Genomic DNA, 18,558 nt, shown 5'->3' on the forward strand with positions numbered 1-18,558 from the left:
GCCAAATGCAGCAGTCGCGATGTCTGATTCTCCATGTGAGGCACTGCCCGACTGTCGTCATGCATTGCTGGAAACAGTTTCTTAGACCGCTCGAAACGAGTCGATCAAGTGCAGCGCTGCAAAAAAACTGAAATAAATGGCATTGACTCGGCGACAGCCAAGCAAATGCGTTAATTAATTTGTAAGCATCTCATTTTGCTAACTTTTTTGTAAAAACCCCTGTGGATATCTTCCGAATCGCAGGAAATCCGTCGCCTGTGTCTTTATGACAGCGGGCAATAAAAAACCCGCCGGGAAAACGGCGGGTTTCAAATTTTAAGGCCGGACCAGCCAGCCTGTGAAATATGGGTTAAGCGAGACCGCCAACCGCCTTTGTGAGGCGACCAAATTTGCGCGATGCTGTGTTCTTGTGCAGAACGCCCTTGGATACGCCACGCGCCAATTCAGGCTGTGCAGCAGCGAGTGCAGCAGCGGCTGCCGACTTGTCACCAAGTTCAATCGCCGACTCTACCTTTTTGATGAAGGTACGGATGCGGCTGACGCGTGCGCCATTAACTTCGGTGCGACGCGCATTGCGACGGATACGCTTTTTTGCTTGCGGCGTATTGGCCATTTTTATCCTCGAATTTCGATATTTGCGGAGACGTCTTTATGAAACACGTCCGTTGAAGGAGCGGCCCTTAACCCTGCCCAACAGATTCGTCAACCTCGAAATACCGCACTATCGCTGACATTTCGCGCAGTAAAAGGTCGAACGCCCCGAATCAACGCGCCGTTGAACAGGCGCGCCGCAACCGCAGTCCTGCCCTTCGCGGCCATAGACGCGCCAATCCTTGGCAAAGTAGCCAAGTTCCCCGTCGGGTGCGGCAAAGTCACGCAAGGTCGATCCGCCCGCCGCGATGGCCGCCGTCAGCACCTCTTTGATTGCCGCAACAAGCCGCACTAGCCGCGGCTTGCTAATCGAGCTGGCGGGCGCCCGCGGGTCAATGCCCGCCATATGCAGCGCCTCACACACATAGATATTGCCCAAGCCTGCGACGATATTCTGGTTAAGTAACATCGCCTTAATAGGGGCCGTACGGGCGTGCAGCGCATCGCGCAGCACAGTTGCATCAAATGCCAGCGACAAAGGCTCCGGCCCCATTTTTTCAAAAAAGCGATAGCTGTCCAATTTGGCCGAATCGATAATATCGAGCGAACCAAAGCGGCGGTGGTCATTCAAAGCGACAACCCGGCCGCTGGCTGTTTCCAGAATGAAATGGTCGTGCTTTTCGATTTCCGCAGGATCAACGCGCCATCGTCCGGACATGCCCAAATGGAATATCAGCGTATCCTCACGATCGGTATGGATAAGGCCATATTTGGCGCGCCGCCCAAGCGTATCGATTCGCGCGCCCGTCAGCCGCTGACGCAGGTCGACCGGGATGGGCCAACGCAAGTCCGCACGGCGCGGTTCAGCTCGCACGATAATCTCGCCTTCAAGCACCGAACGCAGGCCGGCGACTGTGGTTTCCACTTCAGGTAATTCTGGCATATCGTTTTGCACCTAACAGCCTTTGCGGCTGGCGCAACAATCGGCTAGAGGCTGCAGAATGAATGATACGGTATCCTTTGGCTATGAACAGGTTAGCCCTGAAGAAAAGACAAAACGCGTAGGCGGCGTCTTTTCCAATGTCGCGCGCAAATATGACATCATGAATGATGCAATGTCCGGCGGCATGCATCGCCTTTGGAAAGACACCTTTGTGCGCCGTGTGAAACCGCGCGAGGGCGAAGATATCCTCGATATGGCGGGCGGAACGGGCGACATCGCGTTCCGCATGGAAAAATCAGGCGCGCAGGTCACGGTATCCGACATCAATGAAGACATGTTGGACGTCGGTATGGAGCGCGCGATGAAGCGCGGGATCGACAGCCTGATCTGGTCCCCGCAAAATGCCGAAACGCTCAGCTTTCCCGATGCGCATTTTGATGCCTACACAATTGCGTTCGGTATCCGCAACGTCACCGACATTCCCAAGGCACTGCGCGAGGCACATCGCGTGCTGCGTTATGGTGGCCGCTTCTTCTGCCTCGAATTTTCGACCGTTGAATGGCCTGGCCTCGCACAAATTTACGACGTCTATTCGGACAAGCTTGTCCCTAAGCTTGGTAAAGCCATCGCGGGTGATGAGGACAGCTATCGATATCTCGTCGAATCGATCCGCCGTTTCCCCGACATGCAAAATTTTAAGCGCATGATTGGCGAAGCAGGCTTTGTGCAGACGAAGGTTGAACCCATTTTGGGCGGACTTGTCGCCATTCATAGCGGCTGGAAGGTTTAACTTCCGCGCCGATGACACGTCCCGCAACCCATATTTTCCGTTTGCTCAAATGGGGCCGCATTCTTGCGCGCCACGGCGCGCTGCGCGCGATCGAAGCGGACCGGAACACGCCGCCGCAAGTAAAACGCCTTTGCCGCATCGCGCGCATCGGGACGCTTCAGCCCAAGGTGCCCGATTATGCCGGCGCCTTTCGCGCCATTGGCCCTGCGGCCATCAAGCTTGGGCAAACGCTGGCCACCCGCCCAGACATTATTGGTGAGGAAGCGGCCCGCAATCTGCTGTCACTTCAGGATCAGCTGCCGCCCGCACCGTTCGATCTTGTGTACGCACAGATCGACAGCAGCTTGAATAAACCGGCTGCAGAGCTGTTTGAATATATCGACCCCGTACCGGTAGGCGCAGCCTCCATCGCGCAGGTGCACCGTGCACGCACAACCGACGGCAAAGACGTCGCTGTCAAAGTCCTTCGTCCCGGTATTCGCGAACAATTTGCGCGCGATATCGAAACCTATGAATGGGCCGCGGCACATCTGGAAGCATTGGGCGGCGAAGCTGCACGCTTGCGACCGCAGCTTGTCATCGCCAATCTGAAACGCTGGACCTTGCGCGAACTGGATTTGCGCCGCGAAGCCGCGAGCGCGTCAGAGCTGAAAGATGCCATGGTCGCCGTCGACGGCTATACGATCCCCACCATTGATTGGGACCGGACGTCTGGCCGCGTGCTCACGCTGGAATGGGTCGATGGCGTTAAGATTGCTGACATCGACGCATTAAAAGCCGCTGGCCACGATCTGAACAAAATGGCCGAAAAGCTCGTGCTGACATTTTTGCGGCAGGCAATTTCGGAAGGCTTCTTCCACGCCGACATGCATCAGGGCAATTTGTTCGTTCAGGCAGATGGCACGATTGTCGCCATCGATTTCGGCATCATGGGCCGCATCAACCGGCAAGCGCGTTTCTGGCTTGCGGAAATCCTCTACGGATTGACCACCGGCAATTACAAACGCGTCGCCGAAATCCATTTCGAAGCGCAATATGTGCCGAGCTACCATAATGTCGATGAATTCGCGACCGCCCTGCGCGCTGTTGGCGAGCCGACACGCGGCAAGCCCGTGAGTGAATTATCGGTCGGGCAAATGCTCGACAGCCTGTTCGCGATCACCCGCGACTTTGACATGCAGACGCAGCCGCATTTGCTGTTGTTGCAAAAGACGATGGTCATGGTCGAAGGCATTGCGACCTCGCTGAACCCAAGCATCAACATGTGGGATGTTGCCGCACCCTATGTGCGCGAATGGATTCGCGGAGAGCTTGGCCCTGAAGCCATGCTTGCCGACGGTATTCGCAAGCAAGCCGAAACCTTACAGATGATACCCGACCTCATTCGCCGCTTGGATGAACAGCTTCCCCGCAAAGGCGGCGCGCCGGAACCACCCCCGCTTCCGCCCGTGCAGCTGATTTGGGAACGTAAGGGCAAAAGCAATGGCTGGCGCTACATCATGGTGGCCTTACTAGCAGGCGCCATTGGCGCTGCGGGCATGTGGGCGGCGGGATTGAGCTGATGACTGAAAAACGCGTCCTCCTGATCGTCAGCGGCGGCATCGCCGCTTACAAAGCGCTTGAACTTGTGCGCTTGCTAAAGCGTCAGGGTGTTGCCGTACGCGCGGTGATGACGAAAAGTGCGGCTGAATTTGTCACGCCGCTTTCGATGGGCGTCATGACCGAAGACCAAGTATATGGCGACATGTTCGACCTGAAGGAAGAACGCGAAATCGGGCATATTCAGTTGAGCCGTCAGGCCGACCTTGTGGTGATTTGTCCCGCCACTGCCAATATCATTGCCAAGATGGCCGCTGGCATCGCGGATGATTTGGCGACGACTATTCTGCTCGCGACGGACAAACCCGTTCTGGCGGTTCCGGCGATGAATGTCCGCATGTGGAACCATCCCGCGACGCAGCGCAACTTGGCGCAACTGCGCGCCGATGGCGTCCATATCATGAACCCGGATGAAGGGGCCATGGCGTGCGGCGAATTCGGCCCGGGCCGCCTGCCCGAACCGCCTGCGGTAGCCGAACAGATTTGCGGCATGCTGGGCGTGCCCTTCAATACGCAGCTGGCATCGGGTCGTTCGCCGACCACCATGCCAAGCGCAACACCGCTTACCGCGCAACCCGAATTTGCCGATGTCGAACATCGTCCGTTGTTTGGCAAACGCGTGCTTGTGACCGCTGGCCCCACGCATGAGGCGATCGATCCTGTACGCTACATCGCCAACCGCTCATCGGGGCGTCAGGGTTTTGCCATTGCAGCGGCAGCGGCTGATTTGGGGGCCGAGGTTATACTGATATCTGGCCCCGTGCACCTGCCGACACCGCCCGGTGTCTTGCGCATTGATGTCGAAACCGCGCTGGAGATGCAGGCCGAGGTCGAGAAGGCCCTGCCCGTCGATGCCGCAATCATGGTTGCTGCTGTCGCGGACTGGCGCGCCGCGCAAGCGCCTGACCAGAAAATCAAAAAAGATGGCAATGCCATTCCGCCGCTCGCATTGACCGAAAACCCGGACATCCTTGCAAGCCTGGCCATACACAAACAGCGTCCGAAGCTCGTGATCGGCTTTGCCGCAGAAACCGAAAATATCATTGCCCATGCGCAGGCCAAGCTTGCGAAGAAAGGCTGCGACTGGATTGTCGCCAACGATGTATCAGGCGATGTCATGGGCGGTGAGAACAACGCCTTTCATATCGTAACGAAGGCAGGCGTTGATAGCTGGCTGGAAAGCCCCAAGGACATTATCGCACGAAAATTGATGGAGAAGGTCGCCGATGAGCTCGCAAAAAGTTGAAGTGCGCGTCAAGCGCCTGAACCATGGCGCGGGCTTGGCTTTGCCCGCATATGCAACATCAGGCGCGGCCGGCATGGACATTTGCGCCGCCGAAAGCCTGAACCTGCGCGCTGGCAAGCGCCATGCGGTCGCAACCGGCTTTGCCTTTGCCATTCCCGATGGATATGAAGTGCAGGTGCGCCCGCGTTCGGGCCTTGCGCTGAAGCATGGGATCACCTGCCTCAACACACCGGGAACCATCGACAGCGATTATCGCGGCGAAGTGAAGGTCATTCTGGCCAATTTGGGTGAAGATGATTTTATGATCAACAAAGGCGACCGGATTGCACAGATTGTGGTGGCACCTGTTACCCAGGGCCACTTGGTTGAGGTGGATGACCTGGACGAAACCGTGCGTGGCGCTGGGGGTTTCGGCTCAACAGGCGTATGACGCTTAGCGATCAACAGCTTGACCGTTACGCCCGCCACATTGTGTTGCGCGATATTGGCGGCGCGGGTCAAAGCAAATTATTGTCGAGCCATGTCCTGCTCATTGGCGCGGGCGGCATTGGCTGTCCGGCAATCCAATATCTGGCAGCAGCCGGCGTCGGAACGATCAGCGTTGTCGATGATGATGTGGTGGCGCTGTCCAATCTCCAGCGTCAAATTTTATACAGCGACCATGATATTGGCACCGCTAAGGTGGAAGCGGCTGGCGCGGCAGCGGCACGGCTAAACCCCGACATCACCTTCATCGCGCTTCGGCAGCGGATTGGCAAAGACACCCGCGCCGACATATTGGCGGGCGTCGATGTGGTGATCGATGGCAGCGACAATTTTATGACGCGCCTGATCGTCAATGACCTGTGCCTTGCGGTCAAGGTGCCGTTGGTGAGCGCCGCGATTGGGCAGTTTCACGGACAGATTGGCACATTTACAGGATGGCAGGCAGACGCGCCATGCTATCGCTGCTTCGTCGGTGATGCCCACGACCCCGATGATTGCGACGATTGCGTCACACAAGGCGTTCTGGGCGCGATGTGCGGGCTTATGGGCAGCTTCGCAGCGATGGAGGCGATACGCGTGCTCACGGGCTTTGGAGAGCCGCAGCAGGGCAAGCTGCACCTGTTCGACGGACTGACGCCATCAATGCGGTCCATCAAATTGCCCAAAGACCCGGCCTGCTCCAGCTGCGGCGGCTTAACCGCCTAAGATCTCGTCCACCCATTTTGGAACAAGCTCAGTCGCCGGGCCATGGCGCGATTCCGTGAACCAAGAACTGCCATGCGATGGTTCAAGGTTTAGCTCCAATGTGGCGATGCCGTTTTGACGCGCTTCACGCACAAGACCGGCGGCGGGATAGACTGCGCCGGACGTTCCGATGCTCACAAACAAATCAGCGCGGTTCAGCGCGTGGTAGATATCACCCATACGGTAGGGCATTTCACCGAACCAGACGATGTCAGGCCGCAATTGGCCAGATATGCCGCACGATGGACAGGCCGGTCGGTCAATCAATGTGCCGCGCCAGCCATGGCGTACATCGCACGCGGTGCACCACGCGTTCAGATGCTCCCCATGCATGTGCAGCAAGCGTTTGGTCCCTGCCCGTTCGTGCAAATCGTCGACATTCTGGGTCACCAAAAGCAAATTGCCGCTCCATTCCGCATCAAGCCGCGCCAGCGCGTAATGCGCGGCATTTGGCTCCACCTGCTGAATGCGTTCGCGGCGCATATCGTAGAAACGCAGCACAAGGTCAGGGTCGCGGGCAAAGGCCTCGGGCGTTGCGACATCCTCAACCTTATGCTGTTCCCACAATCCACCCGCGCTGCGAAATGTATCAATGCCGCTCTCCGCGCTGACCCCTGCGCCTGTCAGGATGACGATGTTTTTGATTTGGCGATCCACATTCATTCCTTCACCGACCCGCTGCCGCTAACGTCGTACACAGCACAACTTGTTTCGGCTCCCTAATATAGTAAGACCCTGAAACAATATCAGGGTGACGGTTATGAAAATAGGAATCATTGGCAGCGCGGGCCGCATGGGGCAGGCTTTGGTCGACGCAATTGCAGCAGATGGTCAGGAATATGCAGGCGGGGTCGACAAAGGCGATGACCTTGCCGCGCTGGTTGCGTCCAGTGATGTGCTCGTCGATTTTTCCAGCCCGCATGCAATTGAGGCGAACCTTGATGCATGCGTTGCTGCGGGCAAACCGATCGTCATTGGTACGACGGGTCTAGAGGAACGCCACCATTTCCTGATTGATGACGCCGCGCGCGACATTCCGGTTTTGCAAACGGGCAACACCTCATTGGGGGTGACGATGCTGTCAGCGCTCGTGCAGCAGGCCGCACGCCAATTGGGTGACGATTGGGATATCGAAATATTGGAAATGCACCACCGGCATAAGGTGGATGCGCCGTCCGGCACCGCCCTACTGCTGGGCGAAGCCGCAGCCAGCGGACGCGGCATCGACCTCAAGCAACATAGCGATCGTGGCCGCGACGGCATCACCGGCGCGCGCAAAGCGGGGGACATTGGTTTTGCATCCTTACGTGGCGGCAGCGTCGCAGGGGACCATCATGTTATTTTCGCGTCCGAACATGAACGGATCGAGCTGGTCCATCGCGCTGAAACCCGCGCAATATTCGCGCGCGGCGCGGTAAAGGCCGCAACATGGTTGACCCGCCAAAAAGCCGGCCGGTTCACTATGCAAGAAGTGCTTGGTCTTTGAAAAAGGCAGATATCTTCGAATTTTACCACCGGCTGGCGGAGGCGAACCCTGCGCCTGAAACCGAGCTGGCATATGGCAATGCCTATCAATTGCTCGTTGCGGTCACTTGCTCTGCCCAATCGACCGATGTCGGCGTGAACAAAGCCACCAAGGCATTGTTTGCGGAGGTCAAAACGCCCGCGCAGATGGTGGCATTGGGCCTTGAAGGGCTGAAGGCGCATATCAAAACCATTGGGCTGTATAACAACAAAGCCAAAAACGTGATTGCCCTGTCCGAGATATTGGTCCGCGACCATGCAGGCGAAGTCCCTGCCGACCGCGACGCGCTTGAGGCGCTGCCCGGCGTTGGGCGTAAGACCGCAAATGTCGTGATGAATACCGCTTTCGGCGCAGAGACCTTTGCCGTCGATACGCATATCTTCCGTGTCGGCAACCGGACCGGAATCGCACCGGGCAAAACCGTGCTGGCCGTGGAAAAGGCGCTCGATAAAAAGACGCCACAACCGTTTCGTGTTGGCGCGCATCATTGGCTGATCCTGCACGGCCGGTATATCTGCAAGGCACGCACGCCGGAATGTTGGCGCTGTCCGGTCGCAGACCTGTGCCGCTTCAAACCCAAAACAGCGCTGCCCAAAAACAAGTCAGCTACAGTTCAGACTGACCCCGTTAAACCGGCCGCGTAACATTGGAGAGCAATTATGCGTAAAATGCTGTTGATCATTCCTGCTGTGGCGTTGCTTTCGGGCGGCGGCGCGATTTCGCTTTCCCGCGATAAAGCGCCCGAACCCGCCAGAGCGGTCGGCGAACCCAAAAGCTGCGTCACGATATCGCAGATACGGTCAACGAAAGTCATCGATAGCCGCACTATCGATTTCCGCATGGCGGGCGGCAAGACTTACCGCAACACCCTGCCACAAAGCTGCCCCGGTTTGAAATTCGAGGAGCGTTTTTCCTACCGCTCGTCCATCAACCAATTGTGCAGCGTCGATATTGTGCATGTTTTGCACGACCAAGGCGGCCGACTATATGAAGGTGCAGGATGCGGGCTTGGCAAGTTTCAGCAGATAGAGAAGCTTAGCGGCAAATAGCGTCGGTCCGGTTTTAACGCGACGTCCAAAAAGGTTCTCAAACGCCTTTGGGCCCTATTTCCCGGTCCAATTCCCAGGCCGCTTTTCGACAAATGCGGCCATGCCCTCTTTCTGATCTTCGGTGCCGAACAGCCCGTGAAACAGACGGCGTTCGAATAAGACGCCTTGCTGCAACGTTGTTTCAAACGCGGCGTTGACCATTTCCTTGCATGCCAGCGCAGCCAATGGCGCCATTCCAGCAATGGCTGTCGCAGTTTTGATGGCTTCGTCGACCAGCTCTGCCGCAGGAACGACCTTTGCGACCAAGCCGGAACGTTCGGCCTCATGGGCGTCCATCATGCGGCCCGTCAGGCACATTTCCATCGCCTTGGCCTTGCCAATCGCCCGCGTTAGCCGCTGCGAACCGCCCATGCCGGGGGTGACCGCAAGCTTGATTTCCGGCTGCCCGAATTTTGCATTGTCGCCGGCAATGATAAAGTCGGCCATCATGGCAAGTTCGCACCCACCACCAAGCGCAAAGCCGTTCACAGCCGCAATCCATGGCTTGCGGGTCGCGGTCACGCGGTCATAGCCGGCGAAAAAGTTGCCGCCATACATGTCTGCAAATGACTGGCTTTGCATTTCCTTAATGTCCGCGCCCGCAGCAAATGCCTTTTCGCTACCGGTCAGCACCGCACAACGCTGGCTGTCATCGGCATCGAAAGCCGCAAATGCAGCAATGAGATCCGCCAGCACTTGGCTGTTCAACGCGTTCAACGCTTGCGGGCGGTTGAGCGTGATGAGCGTCACCGCGCCGCGTTGTTCGACCAATATCGTTTCGTAGCTCATAGGGGCTTCCATTCTTCGTGTGCGGGTAATGGGGCAAAGATCGCATCGATCAGTGCGTCCGTAACGCCTTCGGCTGTCGCGGGCTCCCATTTAGGGGCATTGTCTTTATCCACGATCACCGCCCGCACGCCTTCAGCGAAGTCGGGGCGCACAATCACGCGGCTGGCGATACGATATTCCATGGCCATATTATCGGCAAAGTCAGTGAGCTTTTGGCTCTCGGCCAATTGGCGCAGCGCAACTTTGCAGGTCTGCGGGCTTTTGGTCCGCAAAGTCGCCAGCTCTTTCATCGCCCATTCGCTTTCATCGCCTTCCAAGCTCGCGAGAATATCCTCTAGCTTATCAGACGCAAAATGGCGGTTGATCTGGACTATTGTCTCGATAATTTTGGAATCTGGCGGCGTCACCGACAAAGTTCCCAATATGCCGTCAATCCGTTCGACATCCTCGGTCGCGATCCGCGACTTGGCCTCGGCTAGAACAGTGCTCGTCAGATAATGTGTGGCCAGCCCAAGCGACAGACAGCCTGCGCCTGCGATACGCGCGCCGGTAAGCGCCAGAAACTGGCCAACACGTCCCTCAAGCCGCGAAAGATACCATCCACCGCCAACATCGGGAAACAAGCCAATGCCGGTTTCAGGCATGGCAAATTTTGTGTTCTCGGTCGCCACGCGGAAACGCGCAGGCTGGCTGATGCCAACGCCGCCACCCATGGTGATACCGTCCATGAACGCCACAACAGGCTTGGGATAAGTAATCAGCAAATGGTTGAGCTGATATTCGTCGTGGAAGAATTGACGCCCGGATTCGCCGACATCATTCATGGCCGAATTGCGCAAAAAGGCGATATCGCCACCCGCACAAAAACCGCGCCCGTCGGCATGATCAATAACCACGCACTTCACCGCTGGATCGTCCCGCCATTGCAGCAGGGCCGCCGTCATGGCATGCACCATCGGCAATGTCAGCGCGTGGAGCGCCGATGGCCGGTTCAAGCTAATGAAGCCGGCATGTCCTTCGACCTTAAGCAAAATATCATCGGTCATTGGCGTAACAAATCCCGTCCGATAATCATGCGCATGACCTGATTGGTGCCTTCCAAAATCGAATGCACCCGCAAGTCGCGCCAGAAACGCTCAATAGGATAATCGCGTAAATATCCATAGCCGCCGAAAAGCTGCAGCGCCTTGTTCACTATCTCGCTTCCGCTGTCGGTCGACAGCCGCTTTGCCATCGCGGAAAAGCGCGACTTGTCCGGTGCGTTTGCCGTGACCTTGGCCGCAGCGATGTAGAGCAACGCACGCGCGGCCTCCAAATCGGTTGCCATGTCGGCGAGCATGAATTGCGTATTCTGAAAATCGGCAACGGGTTGGCCAAATTGCTGCCGCTCTTTGGTGTAGGCAATGGTTTCGTCGAGGCAACGTTGCGCACCGCCAAGCGAGCAAGCACCGATGTTCAAGCGCCCGCCGTCCAAGCCCATCATCGCAAAGCGGAAACCATCACCTTCCGCCCCCACGCGATTGGCAACCGGCACGCGGCAATCTTCGAAGATCACTTGCGCAGTGGGTGAAGCGTTCCAGCCAAGCTTTTTCTCTGGTGCGCCGAAGCTCAAGCCCGGCGTATCCTTGTCGACCACAAGGCACGTGACCCCCTTGGTCTTTTCCTCGCCGGTGCGGACCATGACAACATAGACGTCATTATAACCCGCGCCGGAGATAAACTGCTTGGTACCGTTTACGATATAATGGTCACCATCGCGCCGCGCGCTTGTCTTCAGCGCTGCCGCGTCCGATCCGCTGCCGGGTTCCGTGAGGCAGTAGCTTGCGATTTTCTGCATCGACACAAGGTCAGGCAAATAACGCGCCTTAAGCTCCGCGCTGCCAAAGCAATCGATCATCCACGCAGCCATATTATGGATCGAAATGAAGGCGCTTGTGGTGGGGCAGCCATAGGCCATCGCTTCCATGATCAGCGCAGCTTCCAAACGTCCAAGGCCAGTGCCGCCTGATTCTTCGGACACGTAAATGGCGCCAAAGCCAAGTTCGCCAGCCGCTTTCCAGACATCGACCGGATAATGCGACTTTTCATCCCATTCGGCAGCAAATGGCGTAATCGCGTCCGCGGTGAATTTGCGCGCCATGTCTTGGATGGCGATCTGATCGTCCGTCAATTCAAATTGGTTGTGCATAACATCGCCGTAGCATCGCGTTTTTGAGTTATCCAGCCATTAGCTTCGGGCAGCACACATATCGCGCCACCGGGCAAATCCAATGGCGCAATGATGGGTGCGATCCGCCGTAAAACCGCGCCCTTCGTAAAAAAGTGGAGCTGCCCAAAAAAAACTTGGCGCGATGCCGCTCCGCCTGCTAACCGACCGCCACAAGCACCCATAGCTCAGCTGGATAGAGCGCTGCCCTCCGAAGGCAGAGGCCAGAGGTTCGAATCCTCTTGGGTGCACCATTTACGTACCAAACCACTAACAGGGATTTTCCCGGTTAGTGTGGTACTGACAGCCTTCTCTAGGCTGGTCTTTTCTCCGATAATGCGGATGTTCTCATCACCCACTTCGATACGGGATATAACGGCGCGCAGGTACGCTTTACGGGCGTGGATATCGCCTGTCTCGAGCTTGTCGCGCATTAGAGCCGAGAACGCCGTCAGACGTGCAGGGGTGATTTCGGTTCGGCTCGCCGCCGTATCGATGATCCTCTCGATTGCTGCTTCTGCCAGATCCCGCTCTTGCTTGATGGCTTGGATGCGGTCCTTGAGGTCTGCATCAAGTTCCACCACACCATCTTCAATGGCTCGGTAAAGGCGAGCTAGCTTGTCCTTGGCTTTGTCGCGCTGGCCTTCAAGGGCACAGCGCCGCTCGGCAACCTCAGTCTGGCGCGATGTGCGCCGCTCCACAAGCTTATATAGGATATCCTCGAGGCGTTCAGGCGCGAGAAGCTGTTCCTTGACGTTGGTTAGGATGAGGTCGTCGAGCTTGGCCAGCGGGATATGCCGCCCCTTGCAGACCGACGGGCCCTTTTGGTGACAGCCTCCACAGGTGTAATAGCTGTAGGAGCGATTACGGCGACGTGTGCCGGTGCGGGTCATCCATGACCCACAGGTAGCGCACACAGCAAGGCCAGTGAGAAGGATTGGGCCGTTCACTACGCGGGGTGCTGTGACCTTGGGGTTGTTACGGGCGAGCTTAGCCTGCACCGCCTCGAACAATGGCAAGGGCACGATAGTGGGCACGGGGATCTCAACTACGCTCTCGGGGTCATTGAGTTCTTGGGTCCGACCATTGCGAACGCCATAGAGGCAGATGCCTAGCGCGTACGTCCGGTTGGTAAGGATGTTATGGATGGGGCCCACGCCGAACGCTGCACCTCTGCGGGTGCGATAGCCTTTGGCGTTGAGCCACTTGGCCGTGTCCTTAACCCCAAGCGGGGGAGCGCCATCGATGCCATACGCATACAGGGTAAAGATCAGCCGCACGAGCTCTGCATCTACTGGATCAACCGCGAGCTTCTTCTTGATCTTTGATCCGCGCCTTTCGGCTTCGACAATGCAGTAGCCGAGCGGCGCGGCGGCACCGTTCCAAAACCCCTGCTTGGCCGACTCTCGCATTGAGCGGCTCACATTTTTGCCATTCTCGCGGGAGGTGTATTCATCAAAGATGCCAATGATCTGGCGCATGAGCAACTGGCTCGGGTCATCGCCGGTTGGTTGGGTCATCGAGATGACCTCGACGCCCTGCTTGCGCAACTTACGAATGGTGAGCTCCATCTCGGCACCATTGCGGTAAAAGCGCGAGAAGGCATGGACACAGATAACATCGAACCTGCGATCGGGGCGCGATGCTTCCTCTAGCATGCGCCTGAACACTGGACGGCGGTCATCGGTGGCCGAAGCGCCGGGTTCAACAAACTCGCAGGTAAGTTCCCAGCCTTGAGCTTCACAAAACCGCTGCGTGACATCGCGCTGCGACGGGATTGAGACATCACCTTCTGCTTGGCGTCCGGTGCTTACCCGGAGGTACAGCGCCACGCGTTTGGGTTGGGTGATGGAGGGTGCAGTTGTAAATGCCATGTTGGCCTCTCAGTTACGGCTTTGGCCAGCCGCAATGGAGGCTGGTGAGTTATTGGAGTAGTTGGTGCAGGTCAGCGCCCAAAAGCTGCTCAAGCGCGTCAAGCTCGGCGTTAGAAATCGGGAAGTCGGATCCAAGATTAACCAGCTCGACGCATTGCGAAATACCGCTAATAGCGGGCTCTTTCTCGCTTGTCTGTTTCGGGCTTGTTCCACTGGACATGCATACGCGATGTCAGATTTGAATGCCCTTGCCATTGGCAGAACCACATGAATTCCGAACATGGTTGTGCAACTAAAAGCGTAGCGCGTCATTTGTCAGCGTTCCAAAACTTAACCTCGTTGCGGTATTTTTTGAGCATCCGAACAACAGCAGAATGTTGATTTACGGGCTCGAACCTAATCGCGCCAAATACACTTATGCATAGCCTATCAAAAGAGCCCTCAACCGACGACGTCGGGCGCTTTCCGAGAATTCGGCTAGCATCGCACGCCAGATCAAATAAGATGGTGTCGCGGACCCAATTGCTTGGTGCACCGAGCTTTTTCTGACCTCTTTCCGCAAGGTAACTCTCAAATTGCGCGCGCATTTTATCAATTATGAAAATGAGCACATCAGCCCTATTTTTGAGATCAAACATCTGTTTGTGTTGCGCAAAGTAGCGTTCGACGTCGATTACGCCGTTGGGTAAGTTTAGGCGCGCCTGATCAGCGACAAAATCGCTTACGTTGAGTTCGAACTCGATTTTGGGATTCAGTTCGGTGAGTGCTTGGAATGACAGCATTGTGCCCAGTAGCCCAAGGTTTTCGGGTGTCTGGATGTGTTGCAGTGTCTTGCGACCATTAGATATCTGATTACGAAGTTCGTTTAGAAGATTAAGAATAGTCTGTGCTCGATCTATGACTATATCAATGTCTGGAGTGTCGTATCGTTTTTCCGCGTGGCGTTTCACTTTTTCGACCGCGTTTGTGACGGTTCGGGTAAGCGCCCAAGCCTGTTCATCGTTAAGCTTATGCTGATTGGCGAGCTCCTTGAACGCTTTCGCATCTGGCAAAATAATGTGATCAGCTAACGCCAGAATATCTTCAGCCGTCATTGAGTTTGTCTTAGCCATTATCCTTCTCCCCTCAGTGCGGTAATTGTTTTGACAAAACTAACGTGGCCTTCCTGTGCTTTGGCCTGCCTGTAGTATCTCTCGGTAGTTTGGAAGCTGCGGTGGCCGAGCAGCGGCGCTGCCAGCCTTACATATTCTGGAGCTTCGGTTGCGAGCGTTGAGGCCGCAGCATCACGGAACATGTGCGGCGAGCAATGTTCGCCAAACCGTTCGCCTGTGTGCCGGCAGATCCGGCTATAGAGACCATCCTGCGTCATGGGAGAGCCATGGTTCGATATCCAAAGGAAATCGCCTGTTGGCCTTTGCCATCGGCCATTGCAGGCCACAAGCATTGGACGATAGAAATCGAGATAGCGTTGAAGGTATGGCTCAAGCACTGGTGGCACTATCGTCTCGAACCAAGCGTGGGTTTTAGTCTGCTCAGGCGTAAGTTGGATAAACCATTGCCCCTGTCGCCGAACGATGCTGCTGCCGATTTCAAGCGCGGTGAAGTTCTTGCGCCGGATAGGGACATAGGCAAGCAAGGCGATCATCAGCCCATCACGATATTGCACGGCATCAGATGTGCTGTCGCCCCCTTGCACGGCGTGCATGAGGTCAAAACCAAGCTGCGCCAACTCGTCGGTCATCAAGATGCGGGTTTTCTCGCGGGCAGGCTTGTGTCGCGCGCGGATACGGCTTGCTAGACGGTTGATAAACGACCAGTCCCGCTCAGGCGCTAACAAGGACGCCATAATGCCCAGATCTTGCAGGCGGGCCATGATGGTCTGCGTGCCATTACCTAGGTCAGTGAGGTGTTTAACATATGATTTTACCCGCTGCGGGCCAATACGCTCAGTAGGGGCCTCCTCTAGGCAGTCAGGCTCGTATATTTTGCAGTAGGTCAAGAACCGCCCATATCCCCGTTCGACTTTGAAGTTGGATGCAACGGATAGATGCGCCAATGCCCCGAGGTGATCATCAAGAATGGTCCCCGGGGTCTGCGCATTTTGCCAGACAGTGCGGTCAGCTTCCGGCCAAAGCGCAAGCGGCATACACCGCCGCTCCGGCGTCTTGTTCGGCCCATACCGACCGCCGCTCATTTGTCCGACCTCCGCTTGGAGGCAATGGGTGCATGTTGCGCGCGCAGCGTATCAACCACATTATTGAACACAGCGCTTGCCCGCTTTGCTTCTGCCCCGGAGTAGAAGCTCGTCGTAGTATCCAGCCGTTTGTGTCCGAGTACCTGCCGTACTACCTCATAATTACCCGGCTGCTGGTCGAGGAACACCTTGCCAGCAAAGTGCCGGAACAGATGAACGTTAAACGTGTGGCCGGTAAACTCAAAGACGATCTTTTTAATCTGCAGGCCAAGCGTATGGGCCGTCTTGTGCTGACCATTACGCCCTGGGAACAAGGCATCAGTTGGTTCACGCATCAGATAGGGCCGATACTCTTTCATATACCAGCGCAGGATATCCAAGGCATATTCCGGGATGTTAAAATCAACCGGATGCCTGTTTTTGGTCTCGCTTTCGCTGATGACCAGATGGACCTCTTTGCGCTGCTGTTTGAGGTGCCGGTTAATATCGATCGCGCAAAGATTGGCTTTGCGGATAGGTGTTGCCTGCAGCAACGCGATTGCAGCCGCCACCTGTGCCAACACCGCCTTTTGTGCTGGCGCCCGCTTATCGCGCTCCACTTGTTGCCGGATGGTGTCTGGTAGGCATAGGAACTGCCTTACAAGCTCTGCATCATCAAACGGCCGAAGCCGTTCACGGTTCTTGGCCGTAAGCCCGCCTGTCTGCACAGATACCCTTTTGCACAAAGCACTGATCTTTCGGTCATGCTCCTCATCCACCTTGACGTGGTAGCGGGCAACATTGCGCAGGCAGGCTGCCATTTGCGCAACACCGGCAGATGTTTTGCCGCCAGCCCTCTCCATGTGAAAGTGCAAAATCAGCTTGAAGTTATCGACCTCGACCAAACGGGCGATGCCGGTGATGGTCGCAGGGTCAACGCCGGATCGGGCAAGCACTGATGCAGCGGTCCGTAACTGGCGGGTACGGGTTGCAATGGTCGCGGGGCGTGAAGGACGCAATGGTCCATCGTCGTCCAAGTTCACATTACGCATGCGATCAGCGTAGGCGTTCACATCCGCTTCGAACGAAGCTGGGAAGTATGCGAACGGGTAGACATAGACCTCGCGTTTCTCGACACGCGGGATTGTGATTTGCGGCCATATGTCTGGAAATTGATCAACCGCACGGTTCCACCCCCACAAAAAATGGTCCCATGCCTGTTCGGCATTTGCACGCATGCGATCGTTCAATATGGTATCGCGGTAGCTATGCAGGTCATTCAATGACACAGCATCTGCATCCACACCAAGGCCACTGAGATACCGCGCGCACGCCGAAACTTTCCGTTTAAGGGACGCCGGCAGCATCGTCAAAAGCGCAGCCCATTGCGGCAGCAGCGGAGTTGTGTTGCGGCTTGGATAGCTTTTGCCCACAAGGCCGACCGCACGCGCCACGCCGGTTTTGACATTGCTCCAGCGGCCCTTTGAGTACCCAAGCGCAACATATGATATGCCTTCCAATTTACGCCGGATATATATGGGGCTCGCAGGCACTTCATCGGGCGACAGACCCAGCGCTTTGCAGAAGGTCATCACGGCGCTTCGCGTATCCCGCTTCTGTATGTCGGTCAGCGGCGCCTCCAATAGCGCAATAAGCGCATCTGCGAGGGTTGGTTTATGTTGGTCGTTATGGGTCATCTGAACCTCGTGAAGACTGGAGCGGACATAAGATGTTATTCGTGGGTACATATACTACATTTTCAACCCTGTATGGGGCTAAGCCTATTCACGACAGTCACCTAAACCGACATAATTACTGGGCTTTCCAGCAAGCATATCGAGCAGGTCTGATTGTCGGATACGGACCGCTCGTCCGATGCGTGAAGCGGGCAATTGGCCTGTGCGAATGAGGCGCGAGACTGTGCGATCGGACACCCGTAGATATCGCGCCACCTCTGATCTGGTCAGTAGGTCGGCCGGGTTGTCCGCCGACACTTGTGGCGTTGCTGCGTGAGCCATAGGCTCAGGCTTTGCGTATACCCACGATGGAAGGTCTTGGCTGCTATCCAATGTTGAAGCGGCAGGAACACGCACCAGCTTTTTGGTATTTTTGTCAAACATATGCGAATGTCGCACATGCCAAATATCAGGTCATCGGCATAACCTAAGGATTGTTGTGGGGGGTTTTGCGACAAGCCATATATCAAGCTGATATAGCTAATTTCGAAGCCATCGATAACAACCCTGATACGCCTATATAGCCAACCTGACAAGCTTTCCGTGGTGTATAATGGCAGCTGTGCGCCCAATATCGGTCATCCAAGATTTTCAGACCGCCTCTATAAGCATACGCCCATCACCGTGTCATGCTATGACAGAAATTGGTTACAGAACTGGCTGCAGGCTTTCATGGGACGAAACGTCAAACCCCGTTACTCATGTTTTGCCGCTAGCGATCATTTTGAAAATCCCGCTCGCACGAGCAATAAGGGTATCGTTGGAGAG

General features: G+C 56.2%; 19 protein-coding genes, 1 tRNA gene and 1 pseudogene. 9 read left to right on the top strand and 12 right to left on the bottom strand.

All coding sequences use genetic code 11. The annotated features are described in order from the left end of the window. Positions 1 to 349 precede the first annotated feature (349 nt). Both rpsT and mutM read right to left on the bottom strand, forming a co-directional pair. Positions 350 to 613, bottom strand: a complete 264-nt coding sequence (gene rpsT / locus ACILQA_RS04070; RefSeq protein WP_183941705.1) for a 30S ribosomal protein S20 — start codon at positions 611 to 613, stop codon at positions 350 to 352. Between the two features lie 108 nt (positions 614 to 721). After that, the gene (mutM, locus tag ACILQA_RS04075; protein ID WP_395628539.1) at positions 722 to 1,534 is read right to left on the bottom strand and encodes a bifunctional DNA-formamidopyrimidine glycosylase/DNA-(apurinic or apyrimidinic site) lyase; all 813 of its coding nucleotides are present in this window, start codon (positions 1,532 to 1,534) and stop codon (positions 722 to 724) included. A 58-nt stretch (positions 1,535 to 1,592) separates the two neighbouring features. Here mutM and ACILQA_RS04080 point away from each other — a divergent pair, with 58 nt between their 5' ends. From ACILQA_RS04080 to ACILQA_RS04100, 5 genes are read left to right on the top strand one after another with little or no spacing between them, the layout of a single operon-like run. Next, positions 1,593 to 2,324 carry a class I SAM-dependent methyltransferase gene (locus ACILQA_RS04080; protein WP_183941707.1) on the top strand — a complete coding sequence of 244 codons (732 nt, stop codon included), beginning with the start codon at positions 1,593 to 1,595 and terminating at the stop codon, positions 2,322 to 2,324. A gap of 11 nt (positions 2,325 to 2,335) precedes the next feature. Next, a complete protein-coding gene (gene ubiB, locus ACILQA_RS04085) occupies positions 2,336 to 3,886 on the top strand; it encodes a 2-polyprenylphenol 6-hydroxylase (RefSeq protein ID WP_395628540.1) in 1,551 nt (516 codons plus the stop codon). Continuing rightward, positions 3,886 to 5,169: a bifunctional phosphopantothenoylcysteine decarboxylase/phosphopantothenate synthase gene (locus tag ACILQA_RS04090; protein ID WP_395628541.1), complete on the top strand. Its 1,284-nt coding sequence runs from the start codon at positions 3,886 to 3,888 to the stop codon at positions 5,167 to 5,169. Before ubiB ends, ACILQA_RS04090 begins: the two co-directional genes overlap by 1 nt. Then, a complete protein-coding gene (gene dut / locus ACILQA_RS04095) occupies positions 5,150 to 5,599 on the top strand; it encodes a dUTP diphosphatase (RefSeq protein WP_395628542.1) in 450 nt (149 codons plus the stop codon). Before ACILQA_RS04090 ends, dut begins: the two co-directional genes overlap by 20 nt. After that, on the top strand, positions 5,596 to 6,360 hold the full coding sequence (locus ACILQA_RS04100) for a HesA/MoeB/ThiF family protein (RefSeq protein ID WP_395628543.1): 765 nt from the start codon (positions 5,596 to 5,598) through the stop codon (positions 6,358 to 6,360). Before dut ends, ACILQA_RS04100 begins: the two co-directional genes overlap by 4 nt. Here the strand turns inward: ACILQA_RS04100 and ACILQA_RS04105 are convergent. Then, a complete protein-coding gene (locus ACILQA_RS04105) occupies positions 6,349 to 7,056 on the bottom strand; it encodes an NAD-dependent deacylase (RefSeq protein ID WP_395628544.1) in 708 nt (235 codons plus the stop codon). The genes ACILQA_RS04100 and ACILQA_RS04105 overlap by 12 nt on opposite strands. A 103-nt stretch (positions 7,057 to 7,159) precedes the next feature. On the opposite strand from ACILQA_RS04105, the gene dapB reads away from it, so the two are divergent. Genes dapB through ACILQA_RS04120 form a run of 3 tightly spaced genes read left to right on the top strand, consistent with a single transcriptional unit; the run spans position 7,160 to position 8,973 of the window. Continuing rightward, entirely contained in the window at positions 7,160 to 7,885 is a 726-nt protein-coding gene (gene dapB, locus ACILQA_RS04110; protein ID WP_395628545.1) for a 4-hydroxy-tetrahydrodipicolinate reductase, read from the top strand. Beyond that, complete coding sequence (nth, locus tag ACILQA_RS04115) at positions 7,882 to 8,568, top strand: endonuclease III (protein WP_395628546.1); 687 nt, start codon at positions 7,882 to 7,884, stop codon at positions 8,566 to 8,568. The genes dapB and nth overlap by 4 nt, the downstream gene beginning before the upstream one ends. A 15-nt stretch (positions 8,569 to 8,583) precedes the next feature. Beyond that, entirely contained in the window at positions 8,584 to 8,973 is a 390-nt protein-coding gene (locus ACILQA_RS04120) for a hypothetical protein (protein WP_395628547.1), read from the top strand. Positions 8,974 to 9,027: 54 nt separating this feature from the next. Here the strand turns inward: ACILQA_RS04120 and ACILQA_RS04125 are convergent, their stop codons facing one another. The 3 genes from ACILQA_RS04125 to ACILQA_RS04135 are packed head-to-tail and all read right to left on the bottom strand — an operon-like array spanning position 9,028 to position 11,989. Beyond that, complete coding sequence (locus tag ACILQA_RS04125; RefSeq protein WP_395628548.1) at positions 9,028 to 9,801, bottom strand: enoyl-CoA hydratase; 774 nt, start codon at positions 9,799 to 9,801, stop codon at positions 9,028 to 9,030. Next, positions 9,798 to 10,847, bottom strand: a complete 1,050-nt coding sequence (locus ACILQA_RS04130) for an enoyl-CoA hydratase/isomerase family protein (RefSeq protein WP_395628549.1) — start codon at positions 10,845 to 10,847, stop codon at positions 9,798 to 9,800. The genes ACILQA_RS04125 and ACILQA_RS04130 overlap by 4 nt, the downstream gene beginning before the upstream one ends. Beyond that, positions 10,844 to 11,989, bottom strand: coding sequence for an acyl-CoA dehydrogenase family protein (locus ACILQA_RS04135; RefSeq protein ID WP_395628550.1), 1,146 nt, complete (start codon positions 11,987 to 11,989; stop codon positions 10,844 to 10,846). Before ACILQA_RS04135 ends, ACILQA_RS04130 begins: the two co-directional genes overlap by 4 nt. 195 nt (positions 11,990 to 12,184) lie before the next feature. Here ACILQA_RS04135 and ACILQA_RS04140 point away from each other — a divergent pair. After that, positions 12,185 to 12,261, top strand: a tRNA-Arg gene (locus tag ACILQA_RS04140). Positions 12,262 to 12,771: 510 nt separating this feature from the next. On the opposite strand, the pseudogene ACILQA_RS04145 reads toward ACILQA_RS04140, so the two are convergent. The 6 genes and pseudogenes from ACILQA_RS04145 to ACILQA_RS04170 form a co-directional block, all read right to left on the bottom strand. After that, positions 12,772 to 13,881: pseudogene (locus tag ACILQA_RS04145) on the bottom strand (recombinase family protein); the annotation flags it as partial. Between the two features lie 49 nt (positions 13,882 to 13,930). After that, the gene (locus ACILQA_RS04150) at positions 13,931 to 14,101 is read right to left on the bottom strand and encodes a hypothetical protein (protein WP_395628551.1); all 171 of its coding nucleotides are present in this window, start codon (positions 14,099 to 14,101) and stop codon (positions 13,931 to 13,933) included. A gap of 88 nt (positions 14,102 to 14,189) precedes the next feature. Then, on the bottom strand, positions 14,190 to 14,993 hold the full coding sequence (locus ACILQA_RS04155) for a hypothetical protein (RefSeq protein ID WP_395628552.1): 804 nt from the start codon (positions 14,991 to 14,993) through the stop codon (positions 14,190 to 14,192). Then, complete coding sequence (locus tag ACILQA_RS04160) at positions 14,993 to 15,754, bottom strand: tyrosine-type recombinase/integrase (RefSeq protein ID WP_395628553.1); 762 nt, start codon at positions 15,752 to 15,754, stop codon at positions 14,993 to 14,995. Before ACILQA_RS04160 ends, ACILQA_RS04155 begins: the two co-directional genes overlap by 1 nt. Before the next feature lie 317 nt (positions 15,755 to 16,071). Further along, positions 16,072 to 17,751, bottom strand: coding sequence for a tyrosine-type recombinase/integrase (locus ACILQA_RS04165; protein WP_395628554.1), 1,680 nt, complete (start codon positions 17,749 to 17,751; stop codon positions 16,072 to 16,074). An 84-nt stretch (positions 17,752 to 17,835) separates the two neighbouring features. Next, positions 17,836 to 18,174 (bottom strand): helix-turn-helix domain-containing protein, encoded by a 339-nt coding sequence (locus ACILQA_RS04170; RefSeq protein ID WP_395628555.1) that lies wholly within the window; start codon positions 18,172 to 18,174, stop codon positions 17,836 to 17,838. Positions 18,175 to 18,558 lie beyond the last annotated feature (384 nt).

Source organism: Sphingorhabdus sp. (genome assembly GCF_044239005.1).
Lineage (GTDB): Bacteria > Pseudomonadota > Alphaproteobacteria > Sphingomonadales > Sphingomonadaceae > Sphingorhabdus_B.